Genomic DNA, 16,880 nt, shown 5'->3' with positions numbered 1-16,880 from the left:
AATATAAATAATAAAGGCAGCATTATTATAATGCTGCCTTTATCAAAAACAAATTATGATTAGTATTAAACTTAAATTCTAGTACATAGCTATGCTATCAGCACCGCCAGTTACATCATGTTGAGCTAATAGTGTAATATGCGATTTTTTCAAAATCTTTGAACTAGCCATATAAGCAGGATCTTCTGCATATATAAATACCATAGTACCATTTTTGATGGTATTGATAATAGGTTTGTTCAATTCTCGGGGAAGGGCAGGACATCCGTAACTTCTTCCCAATCTTCCTGTAGCATTAATCACGGATTGACTACAATAATCTGCACCGTGGATTACAACGGCGCGAGCTTTAGCTTGATCGTTGATGCCTTTTTCCAAACCATTTAATACTAAAGAATATCCATTACCACCTTGATATGTATTTTCAGTCGTGTAAAAGCCCAATGAACTTTGGTATGAACCATGTCTGTTTGAAAACGCTTTAGCATATTTCTCTCCACTATTACGTCCATGAGAAACAATTGTATTAAATAACACTTTTTTGTTTTTCATGTCGATGACAAACATTCGTTTTTCCGTTGAAGGTAATGTAAAGTCAATTACGGTAATGATATCCTTATTATTAAAATTAAGATTTTCGTAACCAATCATTGCTTTATCAAAAGCTTCAAATTTTAATTTACCTTCCAGCCCAATTTCATCATACAAAAGCTCAGTCGCAGATTTAACATCTTTCGATTCTGTTTCTAAAGCGATATGATTAGATGGAATGCTGTCGGTTTTTAGTGGATTTAGGTAGGTTGCTGCGGTTTGACTAAATAAAGTAACAAGTCCCACGCAGGTTGTTGTAATTATTACAAATAATTTCGTTTTTTTCATAAGCACACTTCCTCTTTTCTTATACAAAGTTCGTTATCAATATTTTATAAAACTGTTAAGAAATGTTAAATCTTAACTTATGGTTAATCTATGACAATTACAAGGGAACTATATGGCTTAATCCAGTCGTAAACAAATTTAGAATGTGAGGAAGCGTTACGTACGCACATGTGAGATCTAGGCACAGTTCCTAAGCTCCAGCTTGTCTCGATAATCTTTCCTTTTGGATTGTTAACCGGGATTCCGTGTATATAAGCACCATTTGTAAAACGGGAAGCCCAAGGAGCAAAACCTTCAATCTCGCTACTACCATCTTTAGTGTAAAACATTTTTGCTTTTTGTTCCTGTACTAAAAACATTCCGACAGGTGTTTCCATAGCGTAAGGAGGATTATGCTTACCTGTAGTCGCTTTATTCATACTGCGTATATACCATGTATCTTTTACATGGTCTAATGCGCATATATTTTGGTTTGTAACATCTACTACCACAATATGTTTAAATGCCAACGAATCGCCCAGTGCTTTCACATAACGCTTTGGAATTTCCCATTCACCTTCAAAATTTGATAAGCCTTTCACTTTTACCATATTAAGCGTATCGCTAGAAAGCAGTTTTACTAACGAGCCATCACGGCCATAAATAATGGGATTTTTACTATCTCCAACACGGTATAAAGGTGCTGATTGGTAACGTTCTGTTCCAAGGGTATCAGATACGCGTTTGTATGCATTACGCTTATAGTTTGCAACTGTAGGAGCTTCTCCGTGTTTATTTTTATAATTTGATACGAGACCATATTCATTATGCTCCCGCTGAAAATTCTCGATATACGCTAATTTTTCCTTTATTTTTTCCCATTGAAACACGCGAAAAGTATCTTGATATTCGTATTTATCATCTAAAGTGTATTTATCGTACTTTAATTCCTTTTCGAGCTTGATGTCTTTCGCAGTGATAGGTCTCTTTTTCGCAGCTTCTTCTTGTTCTTTGCGTACTTGTTCAATGCTATCTTGTTTTTCTTTTTGAATTTCTTCAGGTGTTTTTGTTTTGTTAGAAGGTTTACAAGCTATGACAAACTGTATAATAAAAATAAATAGAAGTATGTTGCGCATAAAGCGTATAGTTGATTTAATAAATTTGACTTATTTCAAATATATTAAAATTAAATTATTGGGAATAATTTAGTTTCTATCTCGCGATCAAATAATTGTAATTTGTCGAAGAAGGGTTTTGTTTCTGGGTTTAATGCAATTATATAAGGGATATAATATACGTTACGGTGGGTAGTTTGTAATTTATAATATCCAAATAAAATACCATTGTTTTTTTGAACGGATTTTACTTCGGTGACACTTTTAATATCCGATAAAAGATTGAAAGTATCTATCTTACCTTTGTTTACTTCAATCTGGACTTGATTTGTCCTGGTGTTAAAAATAATTTGCTGATTTCTGGCAGCTTTGAGGTGATTGTTGAGAATAAAAAATTGACCTATCAAATATAGACTTATAGGAAGCATGATTAATGCAATTTTAAATTTGCTAGCTATTACAATGGTGATCAGTAGAATTACTATCCCTATTCCTACGGTAAGTAAGGTCTTCTGTACAGCAGATTTATAAATAGATATAGGTGCACTGATTTCAATAATCTCAGATGGGGTAGACAAGCGTTGTGTGGTACTCCAGGATCCAAAAATATTAAGCTTACGCACAATCGAGAAGATTAGCATAGCAATAAGTGCACCTATGATGATGATTTTTATCATCGAATGTTTTTAATATTGTTCGTTTTCGTTTGGATAATCTTGTGATTTCACGTCCGCTACATATTGTGACGCAGCGTTTGTTATAGTATCATAAAGATTAGCATATTGACGAAGGAATTTTGGCTTGAAATCTTTGGTCATGCCCAACATATCATTCACTACTAATACTTGACCATCGCAACCATTTCCTGCACCAATTCCTACTGTGGGAATATACAATGATTTAGAAACTTCTTCTGCTAATTTCGCAGGAATTTTTTCCAATACTATCGCAAAACATCCCGCTTCTTGTAAAGCTAATGCGTCGGATTTCAGTTTTTCAGCTTCTGCTTCTTCTTTAGCACGAACACCAAAATCACCAAATTTGTAGATGGATTGAGGTGTCAGGCCTAAGTGGCCACATACGGGAATACCCGCTTGAACGATTTTTTTGATGTTATCAATAATCTCTTCGCCACCTTCAAGTTTTAGGGCATGTGCACCAGATTCTTTCATCATACGTACCGCAGCTTCATAAGCTTTCTCTGTCGAACCTTGATACTCACCAAAGGGAAGATCTGCTAATACCATAGCTCTCTTTGCCCCACGAGCTACAGCCGCAGCATGATAAATCATGTTGTCTAAAGTAATAGGTAGTGTAGTTTCATAACCAGCAAACACATTTGCAGCCGAATCACCTACTAAAATAACGTCAATACCAGCTTCATCTACAGCTCTAGCCATTGAAAAATCATAACTCGTAAGCATACTGATTTTTTCGCCTCTCGCCTTCATATCGCGCAATGCCGAGGTAGTGACACGTTTTATGGGTTTGTGTACAGACATGGTCTCTTTTGTTTTGTTGCAAAATTATAAATAAAAATAGCTATCCCTTCATATTATTGTAAATAACCTCAAATATCAAAAATACTCGCTTGCTTTTGTTATTTTTGCAACATGGCGCAAAACGAAAACCGTTTATTTAAATTTCCAAAGTTCTCCGAACTAATTATTCATGAGGATGACAATCTTATCGTAATTAACAAACCACCTTTCGTAGCTTCACTAGATGAGCGTGAAGGGGGAGAAGTGAATATCCTACGTCTAGCCAAAAAGTATTATGCGGATGCGCAAATCTGCCACCGTTTGGATAAGGATACTTCGGGCATATTGTTAATTGCCAAAAATCCTGAAACTTATCGTTTGGTTTCTATTGAGTTTGAAAAACGTCGTGTTAATAAAATCTACCATGCTATTATTCAAGGCACGCATATTTTCAATGATTTGAAAGTTGATTTACCGATTTTGAATCAAGGAAATAAGAATGTGACTATTGATAGAGCAAATGGTAAACAAGCGGAAACTATATTCAATAGTATTAAATATTTCAAACATTATACGTTGGTAGAATGTAAGCCTATCACGGGTCGTATGCACCAAATTCGTATCCACTTAGCCACACAGCATGCAGCGATTGTAGGGGATGTGATGTATAGAGGAAAGCCAGTTTACTTATCCCAAATCAAGAAAAGAGGTTTTACGATGGGTAAAGAGCAAGAAGAGCTTCCCATTATGAAACGTTTTGCTTTGCATTCCAAAAAAGTAGACTTCACTATTGATGGTAAGCACTATGAATTCGAAGCTGAATATCCGAAAGATTTTGCTACCTTACTCAAACAATTGGAGAAGTTTGATTCCTAAATAGTTGATCTATGGAAAATAAGAGTAGTAAGAAGCGTAAATGGAACTATGTTCTTTGGGGTATATTAATTGTTGTTGTCTTAATGCCTCAAAGCAGAATGTTCATCCAAAAACAATTAATGAAGGTAGGATTTTTCCAACCTAAATTAGAAAAAGTGGATCAACCTTCACCGGAAAAGACCGCTATTACTACAGAAACTCCTAATAAAGCAACAGTTTCATTCAAAGATGAATCTGGACAGGTCTATAATGTAGATGAATTAAAGGGAAAAGTCTTATTTATCAATTTTTGGGCAACTTGGTGTCCTCCATGTAAAGCAGAAATGCCTTCCATCCAAAAGCTTTACGATAAGTTTAAAGGAAATGATAAAGTGAAATTTCTTTTAGTTGAAATTGAAGAGGACATTACGGGTGCAAATAAATTCCTAAAGCAAGAAAAATTAAATTTACCTATTGTATATCCAAATAGCAATATTCCAGAAACTTGGCTTTCTGGTGCTATTCCAACCACTGTTATTTTAGACAAAAATGGAGAAATGGTAGGTAGAGAGCAAGGGATGCGTGATTACAGCGCGAAGTCCGTTGAAGATTTTATCCAGAATCTAATAAATCAATAATATTTTATGACAAGACAAGAACTTATCGAGCAAATCAAAGAAAAACGTTCATTCCTTTGTGTTGGTCTTGATACCGATATAACAAAAATTCCCGAGCATTTATTAGGTGAAGAAGATCCTATTTTTACCTTTAACAAAGCTATTATAGAGGCTACGGAAGATTTGTGTGTGGCTTACAAACCAAATATCGCTTTTTACGAAAGCTATGGTGTGCAAGGTTGGCATTCGTTGCAAAAAACATGGCAGATTCTTCCAAAAAACTGTTTCAGTATAGCTGATGCAAAACGTGGTGATATTGGTAATACATCAAAGATGTATGCGCAAGCTTTCTTTGATCAAGCGCAATCAGGAATGTCTTTTGATTCTATCACGATAGCACCTTATATGGGCAAAGATTCGGTAACTCCATTCTTGGATTTTGATGGCAAGTGGGCTATTGTATTGGCACTGACATCAAATGAAGGTTCTAAAGATTTTCAAAATTTCAAAAATACAGATGGTAAACAATTATTTCAAGAAGTAATTGATAAAGTAAACTTTTGGGGCAGCACAGAAAATCTGATGTATGTAGTAGGAGCTACCAGAGGAGAAGCTTTCGTAGAAATCCGTAAACACGCTCCAGATCATTTCTTGTTGGTGCCAGGTGTTGGTGCGCAAGGAGGATCTTTGCAAGAAGTATGTAAATACGGTATGAACAAAGATTGTGGTCTTTTGGTCAATAGTACCAGAGGAATTATATACGCCTCTACAGGTAAAGATTTTGCGGAGAGAGCAAGAGAGGAAGCTATAAAATTGCAAAAGGAAATGGAGCTTGAGCTTCTGCATGCTGGAATCATTTAAAGATTATAAGACAATATAGAGGCCAATCGTTTAGTGATTGGCCTTTTTAATTACCCAATTTTACCATATTCTTTGTTACAAATCATTTGAAAAATGTGATTTTAAGCACTTTTTTTATAAAAAGTTATTTCTTTTTGGTTAATTTCTGCGACGTTCAAAAATCTGAAAATTCTAATAATGGTAAAATTAACATATACCTATTAGAATATCCTTTTCTTTAATCTAAAACAATGTTTTTTAAGAAAATAATTAAACTTTTAATGCTGTAAAACAATAACTACAATTTGTTACACATTCTTAAAAAAAGGCTTTTGGAATTATTTTATATTGTTTATTTGTGTTGTAATTATTACCATTTAAACCGCGGGATTCTAAGCTTATTTGATAATAATTCTGAATTATTGAACTTAAAACTTTACGCTTATGAAAGCTTACAGAAACAGAGTTATTGAATCTTTACAACTATTAGGCGACATTCGAAATCAATTGTTTACTCAAATTGTAAATATTGCCTCTGATGGCGAGTTGAAAGAAATTATGGATGTTTTCGAAGAGGGCGATTGCTATGAATTTGAAATGGATCAATTTGAGAATTCTAAAGATATTAATATTGTAAAGTTAATGCAGCTATGCAAGGACATAGAACTCGCATTTGATAGTATACAAAATGTAAATGCAGTAGGAGATGAGGAGATCTTCTTGACTGCTTCTTAATGTTTATTTTATAATTATACCAACCAACAATTATTCCTTAAAAGGGAGATTATACTTAAATATATTTAATTCAATTTTTACTTTCGAGGGTAATCGGATTGTACTTGCTTGCATAAAGTACATCATGGATTGTTTTGGAATTGCTTATGGAGGATTTTTACTTATTATTTCATACTGGTCATAAAAATTAGAAAGCCAATCATGTATTTGATTGGCTTTCTAATTTTAACTTATAAATCCTTTTACGTATTGTTGAGTTATTGGATTTTTTGGATTGATTAATACATCTTCGGTTTTTCCAAACTCTACTGCTTTACCATTATATACAAATAAGATATAATCGGACACACGACGAGCTTGCCTTAAAATATGTGTTACCAATACAATAGTATAGTCTTTTTTAAGGTCTATTAACAGATTCTCAATAGTTTGTGTTGAGATGGGATCCAACGCAGATGTACTTTCATCACCTAAAATGATTTCAGGCTGAACTGCAAGACCTCTCGCTAAACAAAGTCTTTGCTGCTGACCTATCGATAATCCTGTTGCCGAAGAGTCCAAACGGTCTTTTACTTCTTCCCAAAGTCCTACATTGCGCAGTTGAGTTTCTACAATCTGTTCCAATACTTTTTTATTGCGTTCGCCATGTATCTTTGGTCCGTAAGCTATATTGTCAAAAATCGACATCGGTAGAGGGAAAGGTCTTTGTGAAAGTAAGCCCATTTTCTTGCGAATATGAGTTACTTCTGCGTCTTTCGCGTAAATATCTTCTCCATTTACTAAAACGGATCCCGTTACTTTTACTTCTTTCGAGTCGTCCATCAGTCGATTTAAGGTTTTTAATAAAGTGGTTTTACCACATCCTGATGGACCGATAATAGAGGTAATCGAATTGTTTGGAATATCCAAGTTGATATTCTTAAGTATATGAGTTCCTTCTATATATACATTCAAATCCTTGATTTGCATGTGAGGGGTGCTGGGAAGGATTATATTTTGTGTTTCTTTTGTTTCGATGCTAGAATGTGCGTGCATATGACGATAATTAAAATAATTAGTGTCAGTACTAATGCAGAAGCGTAAGCTCTGCCTTGTACTTCGGGTATAGGACTACTTAATTGAAAAAATATAGCTAATGGCAATGTCGCTGCTGGTTCATCAATATATTTGGGCAGATTATCCGAAAATCCTGTTGTTAATAATACTCCTGCTACATCACCAATCGCTCTTCCGAAAGCCAATAATATGGCGGTGAAAATTCCAGGTTTGATGTATTTTATTAAAACTTTAGCTGTTTCCCATGTGGTAGCACCTAAGGATTTGGTTACATTTTTTAAATCAACAGGTACAGTCAATAACAATTCATCGATGGTACGAACCACAATAGGAATGGTGAGCAATGTAATCGTGATAACACCTCCCAATAGAGAAGCACGAATTCCCAACCAAACCATTATGCTGAAAGCAATTGCTCCATAAACAATGGAAGGGATACCGAACAATACATCAAACAAAAGTTTGGAAGATTTTTCTAAAAAAGAACCCTGCTTGATATACATATTGAGGTACAAGGCAATTGGAATTCCAATAAGTGTCGCCAATACTGTAGAAAGGCCAGCTAAATATAAAGATCCTAGTATCGCATTAAAGATTCCTCCGCCTTTACCTATATAAAAGCCCCCTTTTGGAGATTGAGAAATCATCTCCCAGCTAATATAAGGTAGTCCTTTATACATTATAATTCCAATTATTAAAAATAGAGAACCTGTAATACTAATGCCTGAAATCTGCATCAATATTTTAGCAATTTTTTCTTTTCGTAATCTGCTTTTGATATTTGACATTAGGCGTGTTCCTCCAATCTGTTTAAGATTATTCTCGAGATAAGGTTGAATCCAAAGATGATAACAAACAATAATAAAGCAGCGAACATCAACGCTGCATCGTACAGCGGAATAGACATCATTTCTCCAAAATTATTGGCTATAAGAGCGGGGATAGGGTAGCCCGCATCAAATAAAGATTGTGGGACTTTAGGGATATTTCCACAAACCATTAATACGGCTACCGTTTCTCCAAAAGCTCTTGAAACCGCTAATACGACTGCGGCAATTATTCCAGGTCTGGCTTTACGTAAAATTACTTTTTGTATGGTCTCCCACTTTGTTGCACCTAAAGACAGTGAAGCTGCTTTTAGTTCCTTTGGGATAGTGTGCAACACTTCGACCATGATACTAATCATGATTGGAAAGATCATTACAGCCAAAACAATTCCTCCTGCTAATACGGAGTAACCTGTAATATTGATATTGAATATGGGGGCTATCCAGTCTGAAATGAGTGGCACAACAAATAAAACACCCCAAACACCATATAGTACAGGTGGAATGGCTGCCAAGACATTCATTAAGGGCAATACTGAAATGCGAAGTCTGTCAGAAGCATATTCTACCAAATAGGTGGATGCTAAAATACAAAGTGGTACAGCTATAACTAAGGATATTAATGTCACCCACAGCGTTCCCATAATAAAAGGTAGGAAACCAAAATTTCCTTTTTGAGGTGACCAATTCTTTTCGGTTAGAATATGGAATAAATTTACATTATCCAATAGTGGTGAAGATTTCATTGCTAAACCAATAACAATAAGCACTACCACTGATAATGATAGGATTAAAAGCGATTTCGATAAATACTTAGCGATTAAATCTTTTACTAATCTGAATTTCATTAGTTGGTAAGTTTTTCTAATTCCTTATTTCTTTGCTCAACAGTAAGTGGTACATAACCATTTTCTAAAAGATAGCCTTGCTGATTTTTGTCTAAAACAAAGCGAATAAATTCTTTTATCAATTTGCTGTTATTATCATTTTTAATGACAAAAAGTAGTTCCCTACTTGGAGGCGAAGGATATTTTCCTAAAGCTACAGCTTCGGTCAACACATCGATATTGTCATAAAAGCTTTCTTCGGAATCTATTTTCCCATTCTTATTAATGTCGATTGGAATAACCTCGATATTGGGTGTGGTTTTCTTGGTCTTCAGATCGTAAACATAGTTGATATTATTGAATCCAATTGCAGTAGGACTGTCTTTAATAGCTTGTGCCAACCCTGGATCTCCAAATATTCCAACACCTTTCAAGTCTTCTTGAGATTTTTTGAAATATTTAGCCCAAGTTTCCGCCGCACCAGCTGCATCCGAACGTACATATACACCTATAGCTGCGGATGAAAATCTGCTATCAATTTGATTCCAAGATTTGTATTTACTATGTACAAAAACATCTTCTAATTCATTTTGCGTAAGTCCTCGTTCTTTTATCAAATTTGCATCCGGATGATTGGAATTAAAAGTTCCCAAAACAGCATCTTTAGCTACAAAAATAGGATAAGCTCCTTTTTCCAATTCCTGAGGATGTAAGTCTCGCGACACCAAACCTATGTCTGTCATATTAGTAAGCACATCGGCTATTCCTTTGCCAGCTCCACCTGCTGAAATATTGAAGCGTACATTTGGATTCAACTTTTTAAAATCCTCGCCCCATAATACTACGATTGGATACAATGCGAATGCCCCAGAAATGGAAATATTACCCACATATCCGGTCTTTTCGTCGTATCCCTCTTTGACTTTCGGTGCGCAACCGCTGAAGATAATTGAAAGAATTAAGGCTTTAGTTAATGATTTTGTTAATTTCATTAATTATATTTACCAATATTATAAATTAAAATATTTCTACAAATATATACTAAATTGGTAGAATATATAGCTTTTATAGGTTTTATTTTTTACCTTTGTCACGCGTTATTTGAAAAAGTAACCATTTGAAGAGATTTAAACGAGGAATGCTACTTACTTTAAACCATGCAAAGTTTTAGAACAGAATTAGAAAACCCAGTTGTAGAGCAAGAGATTATAGAGCTTGAGCGTAAGATTAGAGCGTATCAAGAAGGATTAATTCCGGATGAGAAATTCAGGTCACTACGATTGGCAAGAGGAGTGTACGGACAGCGTCAGCCAGGTGTGCAAATGGTACGCATTAAATTACCATTTGGGAAAGTTACATTTAAGCAAATATTGAAAATTGCAGATATTTCTGATGAATATGCTTCCAAAAATCTGCACTTGACTACTCGTCAAGATATACAAATACACTATGTTAGTTTGGATAAAACACCAGAGTTGTGGGCTAAATTAGCGGAAGATGATATTACTTTGCGTGAAGCGTGTGGTAACACCGTACGTAATGTTACGGCGTCTCCAACCGCAGGAATTGATCCTTTGGAACCATTTGATGTTTCACCTTATGCGCAAAAGACTTTTGAGTATTTCTTGCGTAACCCAATCTGTGCAGAAATGGGACGTAAGATTAAAATTTCTTTTTCTAGTTCTGACCGCGATACTGCTTTCTCTTACATTCATGACTTTGGTTTTATTCCAAAAGTGAAAATTATAAATGGCGAAGAGGTAAGAGGTTTCAAAGTTTTGCTAGGTGGTGGTTTAGGTTCTCAGCCTTTATTGGCGCACGAAATCTTTGATTTCTTGGAAGAAGATCAAATTATTCCTTACATGGAAGCTACTTTGCGTGTATTTGATCGTTATGGCGAGCGAAACAACCGTAATAAAGCGCGTTTCAAATATTTAGTGCAAAAACTTGGTTTGGACGAAGTATTGCGTTTAATTGAAGAAGAAAAAGTAGCTATTAAAAATAAATATGTTGTCGTAAACAGAGAAACTATACAGCAGCCTGTAGCGCCAACGTCGGTAGTGACAGCTGTAGAACCAATTGATGCCGCAAAATATCAAGTATGGCGCGCCACTAATGTTTTTGAACAAAAACAAAAAGGTTTTTTTGGTGTGTATGTGAAGATTTTGACTGGTGATATTTCGACTTCAAAAGCGAGAGAATTGGTAGCCGGAATTCGTGATCATATCGCAGATGATATTCGTATTACACAAAATCAAAATTTACTTTTCAAATATGTACGTGAAGAATCATTACCGCATTTGTTCAATTTGTTTACACAATTAGGCATAGCTAATGCAGGTTTTGATAGTACAGCCGATGTGACAACCTGTCCGGGTACGGATACTTGTAATTTGGGTATTTCGAATTCTACGGAAATGGCGCGTGTCATTGAGCAATATATTCATGAATTCCATGAAGAGTTTGTGTTCGAACAGGATTTGAAAATCAAAATTTCGGGTTGTATGAACTCTTGTGGTCAACATGGTTTGGCACATATTGGTTTTCACGGAAGTTCGGTAAAGGCTGAAGGTAAAGTAGTTCCAGCGGCGCAGGTGATGTTAGGTGGAGGTACAATTGGTGATGGTAAAGGTCGTGTTGCAGAACGTGTTATAAAAGTTCCAACTAAACGTGTATTGCAAGTAGTAGATTTAGTTTTGGTTGATTACAAACAAAATAGATTAGCGGAAGAAAATTTCCATGCGTATTACGATCGTCAAACCAAAGATTATTTCTACCGCTTATTAAAACCACTTTCTGACTTAACTACTTTGACGGCAGATGAGTTTGTGGATTGGGGTCATGAAGGTACTTTCGAAACAGCTATTGGTGTGGGAGAATGTGCTGGTGTGGTTATCGATTTAGTAGCTACACTATTGTTGGAGTCAGAAGAGAAAATCGAATGGGCGAATAAAGCTTTTGAAAATAATCAGTATGTAGATGCAATTTACCATGCCTACAGTGCATTTGTGTGGACAGCGAAAGCGTTATTATTGGATAAAGGAGTTAATTCGAGCACTCAATCTGCAGTAATTAATGAATTCGATGCACGTTATGTAAACGAAGGAATTTTCACATTCCCAACTTCATTTTCAGAACGTGTATTGCAAATAAATAAATATGAACCATCGCGTGAATTTGCTGAGGTATATATCAAGCAGGCGACAGCTTTTTATTACGAATCTGCTGAACGTAGAGAATCATTACGCGTAGTAAATAGTTAAGGAGGGAAGAATGAGTGAAGTAAAACCATTTGTAACATTAGTTGGTGCAGGTCCGGGTGACCCCGATTTAATTACACTAAAAGGCATAAAAGCTATAAAAGAAGCTGATGTGATTCTGTACGATGCTTTGGTCAATGAAGAATTATTGACTTATGCTAAGGAGTCTTGTACGAAGATATATGTGGGTAAACGTGCGGAACGTTTATCTACCTCACAAGACTACATCAATAAATTATTAGTGGACTATGCGTTGACGCATGGTCATGTCGTAAGACTGAAAGGTGGTGATCCGTTTGTGTTTGGTCGTGGAGGAGAAGAGTTGGATTATGTTCATCAATTTGATATTCCAACGGCTGTAGTACCTGGGATTTCATCATCTGTAGGTTTAACAGGATTACAACAAATTCCATTAACTTATCGTGGTATTAGTGAAAGTTTTTGGGTAATTACTGGATCCACTTCAGACGGGCGTTTATCCGAAGATTTGCACCATGCGGTGAAAACAAATGCTACAGTAGTTGTTTTGATGGGTTATTCTAAATTACAACAGATCATTGAATTATATAAAAATAATGGTAAAGGAAACTTACCTATTGCTTTGATACAAAATGGTTCGTTAGAAAATGAGCGTTTAGCAATTGGTACTATAGATAGCATTATGGAGCAAGTTCATAAAAATCTTTTAGGTGTGCCTGCGATTATTGTTTTGGGTGAAGTGGTTGCAAAGCACCAATCTTTCCAAAAGTTAAAACAAGAGATTCAACATTTAGAAGCTTAAATGAATACGCTGTTTCCAATTTTCGTTAAAATGAACCAGATTCAAACCCTTTTAGTGGGGGCTGGACCGGTTGGTTTGGAGAAGTTACAAGCTATTTTTCGTAGTTCTCCGTTAGCGAATGTGAAAATCGTAGCTGAAGAAGTTATTCCCGAAGTTTTTGAATTTATCGCAGATAAAGAATCAATTCAATTGGAGCAACGTCTTTTTGAAGAATCGGATTTGGAGGGAAAAGATTTGGTTGTAGTTGCGAGCAATAATCCTGAATTGAATAAACATATTCGAGCTTTATCGATCAATCGCCACATTCTATTGAATGTAGCAGATAAACCAGAATTGTGTGATTTTTATTTAGGGTCTATCGTCCAAAAAGGAAACTTAAAAATTGGTATTTCGACAAATGGTAAATCACCGACAATGGCAAAACGATTAAAAGAATTTTTTAATGAAATATTGCCTGAAGAAATTGACGAAACATTGGAGCTTCTGCAAGAATATAGAAATCAATTGCGTGGTGATTTGGAACATAAGATTAAGCAGTTAAATGCACATACACAAGATATAGTAAGTAAGAAATAGGGTATGATTGATCATTTGAGAGCAAGTTTACAAGGTTTGGATGCTGCACAAATTATCCAATATATCACGGATAATTATGGTAATAGAGCGGTTTTTTCGACATCTTTCGGTATAGAAGATCAGGTGCTGACGCAGTTAATTGCTGATGCAGGTGGGAAGATCGATGTTTTCACTTTGGAGACTGGACGTTTATTTCCAGAAACTTACTACGTGTGGAACAGAACTTTAGAACGTTACAAATTACCGATAAAGGCGTATTATCCGCAAGCGGCTTTAGTAGAGGAAATGGTCACTAAAAAAGGACCATCGAGTTTCTATGAAAGTATAGAGAATAGAAAAGAATGTTGTTTTATTCGAAAAATTGAGCCTTTAAAACGTGCGATACAAGGTTACGAAATCTGGGTAACGGGTATTCGTGCAGAACAATCTGCTAATCGTGAAGATATGGATTTCATAGAGTGGGATGAAGGTAATCAGATCATTAAGATACATCCTTTATTCCATTGGACATTAAACGATGTTGAATCTCACTTAAAACAGTTTAATGTGCCGTACAATCATTTACATGATAAAGGTTTTCCAAGTATTGGTTGTCAACCTTGTACCCGTGCAGTAGCACCTGGAGAAGACTTCCGTGCTGGGCGCTGGTGGTGGGAAGACAAGAGCAAGAAAGAATGCGGCTTGCACGTAACCAGCAAATAAGAGTAGATACATAAGAAAGAAAATATATACGAATAAGGGTAAAGAATGGATTATTTAGATCATTTGGAGGCGGAAGCCATCTACATACTGCGTGAGGTGGCGGGGCAATTTGAAAATCCTGCACTGCTATTTTCGGGAGGAAAAGACAGTATTACATTAGTTCATTTAGCTAAAAAAGCATTTAGACCAGGTAAATTTCCTTTTCCACTAGTGCATATTGATACAGGTCACAATTTCCCAGAAACTATTCAATACAGAGATTGGTTGGTGGAGCAATTAGGTGAAAAGTTAATTGTTGGTTTGGTGCAAGATAGTATTGATCAAGGAAAGGTTATCGAACAGAAAGGTAAGAATGCGAGCCGCAATGCATTGCAGACGGTAACTTTGTTGGATACGATTGAAAAATACGGTTTTGATGCTTGTATAGGTGGTGCACGTCGTGACGAAGAGAAAGCCAGAGCCAAAGAACGTATTTTCTCGGTACGTGATGAATTTGGACAATGGGATCCTAAGCGTCAACGTCCAGAACTTTGGAATATCTTTAATGGTAAAATTCATAAAGGAGAGAATGTTCGTATTTTCCCAATTTCTAACTGGACCGAATTGGATGTTTGGAGTTACATCAAACGCGAAAATATTGCGTTGCCTTCCATCTACTTTAGTCATGAACGTGATGTCGTATGGCGTAATGGTCAATGGATGGCTGCCGCAGAATGTCTAAATATAGATTCGGAAGATTTGGTCGAACATAAATCTGTGCGTTTCAGAACGGTTGGTGATATGACTTGTACGGCTGCTGTAGGTTCGGTGGCAACAGAATTAGACGATATTATCGCGGAAATCAAAGCTTCAACTGTAAGTGAGCGTGGTGCACGTATGGATGATAAAGTATCCGAAGCTGCGATGGAAGAACGTAAGAAACAAGGTTATTTTTAAGGAGATAATAGATGTTAGACTGGAGATATGAGATTTTAGACAATAGATATAAGATATTAGACTTTGTAATCGTCTCACATCTCAATACTCACTACTCAATTCTAAGTAAACAATGAATATTCTAAAATTTATAACGGCTGGTTCTGTTGACGATGGAAAAAGTACTTTAATTGGCCGTTTGCTATATGATACCAACTCGATTCTGGATGACCAATTGGAGGCTATTCAAAAAGCGAATCGCAAGAACGATGATGGAACTGTTGATTTGGCTATTTTGACCGACGGTCTAAAAGCTGAACGTGAACAAGGTATTACCATTGATGTGGCTTACAAATATTTCCAAACAGAAAATCGTAAGTTCATCATTGCGGATGCGCCAGGACATATCCAATATACGCGCAATATGATTACAGGAGCATCGAATTCGGATTTAATTATTATACTAATTGATGCACGTAAAGGTGTAATTGAACAAACAAAGCGTCACTCCTTTATTGCTAAATTGTTATCCTTAAAACAAGTGCTGGTTTGTGTCAACAAAATGGACATGGTGGATTATAGTGAGGATGTATATAAAACTATTAAGGCTGACTACTTGCAACTAGCGAAAAACTTAAAATTAGAGCATGTAGATTTTATTCCCGTTTCGGCTTTGAAAGGGGATAATATCGTAGATAAATCTTTACGTATTGCTTGGTATGAAGGCCCAACATTATTGGAATACTTAGAGCAGGTGGAATTCGAGGAAAGCAATCTTGATACATGGCGTTTTCCAGTGCAATGGGTAATTCGTCCGCAATCGGCAGATTATCCAGATTATAGAGGGTATGCAGGTCGTGTGATTGGTGAAGGTTTAAAAGTAGGAGAGTCAGTGGTCATTTTACCTAGCGGAGTACAAACGACTATAGAACGCATAGAATTAGGCCAACAACTTTTAGAAGCCGCACATGATGGTCAATCGGTGGTCTTGCATTTAAAGGATGATGTAGATATTTCGCGTGGTGATTTTATCGTGTCGGCAAATAAACCTGCGTATGCAGAACGTGGTTTTGAAGCAAATATCTCTTGGTTTGAAAATAAAGCTTTGGATACAAATCAAGTGTATTTATTGCAAAATCAGACTAAAGTAACCAAAATCAAAATCCCTGAAGTGCAATACAAATTTGATGTCAATACACAAGAACGCATCTATGATGAAGATATCCGTTTAAATGATATTGGTCGCGTATCCGTTAAAGCTGCGGAAGAAGTGGTTTTTGATTTAAACCGAGATTTTCCAGGTAATGCACGTGGTATTATTATCGATCCACGCAATAATCTTACGGTAGGCGCCTTGACTGTAGAAGAGTTATTGTAAGATTCTTTAGATTTTTATAAGTCAACCCCCAAATAGTGGAAGCTATTTGGGGGTTGT

General features: G+C 35.9%; 18 protein-coding genes. 10 read left to right on the top strand and 8 right to left on the bottom strand.

All coding sequences use genetic code 11. The annotated features are described in order from the left end of the window. Nucleotides 1-78: 78 nt before the first annotated feature. The 4 genes from H8B04_RS10490 to panB all read right to left on the bottom strand — a co-directional run bounded on the left by H8B04_RS10490 (nt 79) and on the right by panB (nt 3,475). Nucleotides 79-879: a murein L,D-transpeptidase catalytic domain family protein gene (locus H8B04_RS10490; protein ID WP_165290153.1), complete on the bottom strand. Its 801-nt coding sequence runs from the start codon at nt 877-879 to the stop codon at nt 79-81. A gap of 83 nt (nt 880-962) precedes the next feature. Next, the gene (locus tag H8B04_RS10485; RefSeq protein ID WP_190302306.1) at nt 963-1,994 is read right to left on the bottom strand and encodes a L,D-transpeptidase; all 1,032 of its coding nucleotides are present in this window, start codon (nt 1,992-1,994) and stop codon (nt 963-965) included. A gap of 50 nt (nt 1,995-2,044) precedes the next feature. Then, nucleotides 2,045-2,650, bottom strand: coding sequence for a hypothetical protein (locus tag H8B04_RS10480; protein WP_165290155.1), 606 nt, complete (start codon nt 2,648-2,650; stop codon nt 2,045-2,047). A gap of 9 nt (nt 2,651-2,659) precedes the next feature. Continuing rightward, nucleotides 2,660-3,475: a 3-methyl-2-oxobutanoate hydroxymethyltransferase gene (gene panB, locus H8B04_RS10475; RefSeq protein WP_165290156.1), complete on the bottom strand. Its 816-nt coding sequence runs from the start codon at nt 3,473-3,475 to the stop codon at nt 2,660-2,662. Between the two features lie 111 nt (nt 3,476-3,586). Here panB and H8B04_RS10470 point away from each other — a divergent pair, with 111 nt between their 5' ends. The 4 genes from H8B04_RS10470 to H8B04_RS10455 all read left to right on the top strand — a co-directional run bounded on the left by H8B04_RS10470 (nt 3,587) and on the right by H8B04_RS10455 (nt 6,501). Beyond that, nucleotides 3,587-4,330, top strand: a complete 744-nt coding sequence (locus H8B04_RS10470; RefSeq protein ID WP_165290157.1) for an RluA family pseudouridine synthase — start codon at nt 3,587-3,589, stop codon at nt 4,328-4,330. Between the two features lie 11 nt (nt 4,331-4,341). Then, a complete protein-coding gene (locus H8B04_RS10465; protein WP_190302305.1) occupies nt 4,342-4,947 on the top strand; it encodes a TlpA family protein disulfide reductase in 606 nt (201 codons plus the stop codon). Nucleotides 4,948-4,953: 6 nt separating this feature from the next. After that, a complete protein-coding gene (gene pyrF, locus H8B04_RS10460; RefSeq protein ID WP_165290159.1) occupies nt 4,954-5,787 on the top strand; it encodes an orotidine-5'-phosphate decarboxylase in 834 nt (277 codons plus the stop codon). A gap of 423 nt (nt 5,788-6,210) precedes the next feature. After that, nucleotides 6,211-6,501, top strand: a complete 291-nt coding sequence (locus H8B04_RS10455; RefSeq protein WP_165290160.1) for a hypothetical protein — start codon at nt 6,211-6,213, stop codon at nt 6,499-6,501. Nucleotides 6,502-6,726: 225 nt separating this feature from the next. Here the strand turns inward: H8B04_RS10455 and H8B04_RS10450 are convergent, their stop codons facing one another. Genes H8B04_RS10450 through H8B04_RS10435 form a run of 4 tightly spaced genes read right to left on the bottom strand, consistent with a single transcriptional unit; the run spans nt 6,727 to nt 10,203 of the window. Next, on the bottom strand, nt 6,727-7,470 hold the full coding sequence (locus tag H8B04_RS10450) for a phosphate ABC transporter ATP-binding protein (protein WP_223815367.1): 744 nt from the start codon (nt 7,468-7,470) through the stop codon (nt 6,727-6,729). Between the two features lie 20 nt (nt 7,471-7,490). Next, nucleotides 7,491-8,345, bottom strand: a complete 855-nt coding sequence (locus H8B04_RS10445) for a PstA family ABC transporter permease (RefSeq protein ID WP_190302304.1) — start codon at nt 8,343-8,345, stop codon at nt 7,491-7,493. After that, nucleotides 8,345-9,232, bottom strand: a complete 888-nt coding sequence (pstC, locus tag H8B04_RS10440) for a phosphate ABC transporter permease subunit PstC (protein WP_190302303.1) — start codon at nt 9,230-9,232, stop codon at nt 8,345-8,347. The genes H8B04_RS10445 and pstC overlap by 1 nt, the downstream gene beginning before the upstream one ends. Beyond that, nucleotides 9,232-10,203: a PstS family phosphate ABC transporter substrate-binding protein gene (locus H8B04_RS10435; RefSeq protein WP_165290164.1), complete on the bottom strand. Its 972-nt coding sequence runs from the start codon at nt 10,201-10,203 to the stop codon at nt 9,232-9,234. The genes pstC and H8B04_RS10435 overlap by 1 nt, the downstream gene beginning before the upstream one ends. Nucleotides 10,204-10,368: 165 nt before the next feature. Between H8B04_RS10435 and H8B04_RS10430 the strand changes: the two genes are divergently transcribed. The 6 genes from H8B04_RS10430 to H8B04_RS10405 all read left to right on the top strand — a co-directional run bounded on the left by H8B04_RS10430 (nt 10,369) and on the right by H8B04_RS10405 (nt 16,823). Further along, nucleotides 10,369-12,474 carry a HEPN domain-containing protein gene (locus H8B04_RS10430; RefSeq protein ID WP_165290165.1) on the top strand — a complete coding sequence of 702 codons (2,106 nt, stop codon included), beginning with the start codon at nt 10,369-10,371 and terminating at the stop codon, nt 12,472-12,474. A 10-nt stretch (nt 12,475-12,484) separates the two neighbouring features. After that, nucleotides 12,485-13,252: a uroporphyrinogen-III C-methyltransferase gene (gene cobA / locus H8B04_RS10425; RefSeq protein WP_165290166.1), complete on the top strand. Its 768-nt coding sequence runs from the start codon at nt 12,485-12,487 to the stop codon at nt 13,250-13,252. Further along, nucleotides 13,253-13,828 carry a precorrin-2 dehydrogenase/sirohydrochlorin ferrochelatase family protein gene (locus H8B04_RS10420; protein WP_165290167.1) on the top strand — a complete coding sequence of 192 codons (576 nt, stop codon included), beginning with the start codon at nt 13,253-13,255 and terminating at the stop codon, nt 13,826-13,828. A gap of 3 nt (nt 13,829-13,831) precedes the next feature. Continuing rightward, nucleotides 13,832-14,530 (top strand): phosphoadenylyl-sulfate reductase, encoded by a 699-nt coding sequence (locus H8B04_RS10415; protein ID WP_165290168.1) that lies wholly within the window; start codon nt 13,832-13,834, stop codon nt 14,528-14,530. Nucleotides 14,531-14,575: 45 nt separating this feature from the next. Continuing rightward, nucleotides 14,576-15,466, top strand: coding sequence for a sulfate adenylyltransferase subunit CysD (gene cysD, locus H8B04_RS10410; RefSeq protein ID WP_165290169.1), 891 nt, complete (start codon nt 14,576-14,578; stop codon nt 15,464-15,466). Between the two features lie 112 nt (nt 15,467-15,578). Beyond that, the gene (locus tag H8B04_RS10405; protein WP_190302302.1) at nt 15,579-16,823 is read left to right on the top strand and encodes a sulfate adenylyltransferase subunit 1; all 1,245 of its coding nucleotides are present in this window, start codon (nt 15,579-15,581) and stop codon (nt 16,821-16,823) included. Nucleotides 16,824-16,880: the final 57 nt, after the last annotated feature.

This window comes from Sphingobacterium litopenaei (genome assembly GCF_014692495.1).
GTDB classification, from domain to species: domain Bacteria; phylum Bacteroidota; class Bacteroidia; order Sphingobacteriales; family Sphingobacteriaceae; genus Sphingobacterium; species Sphingobacterium litopenaei.
Note: the sequence above shows the minus strand (reverse complement) of the source record. Positions and strands in the feature narration are given on the sequence as shown.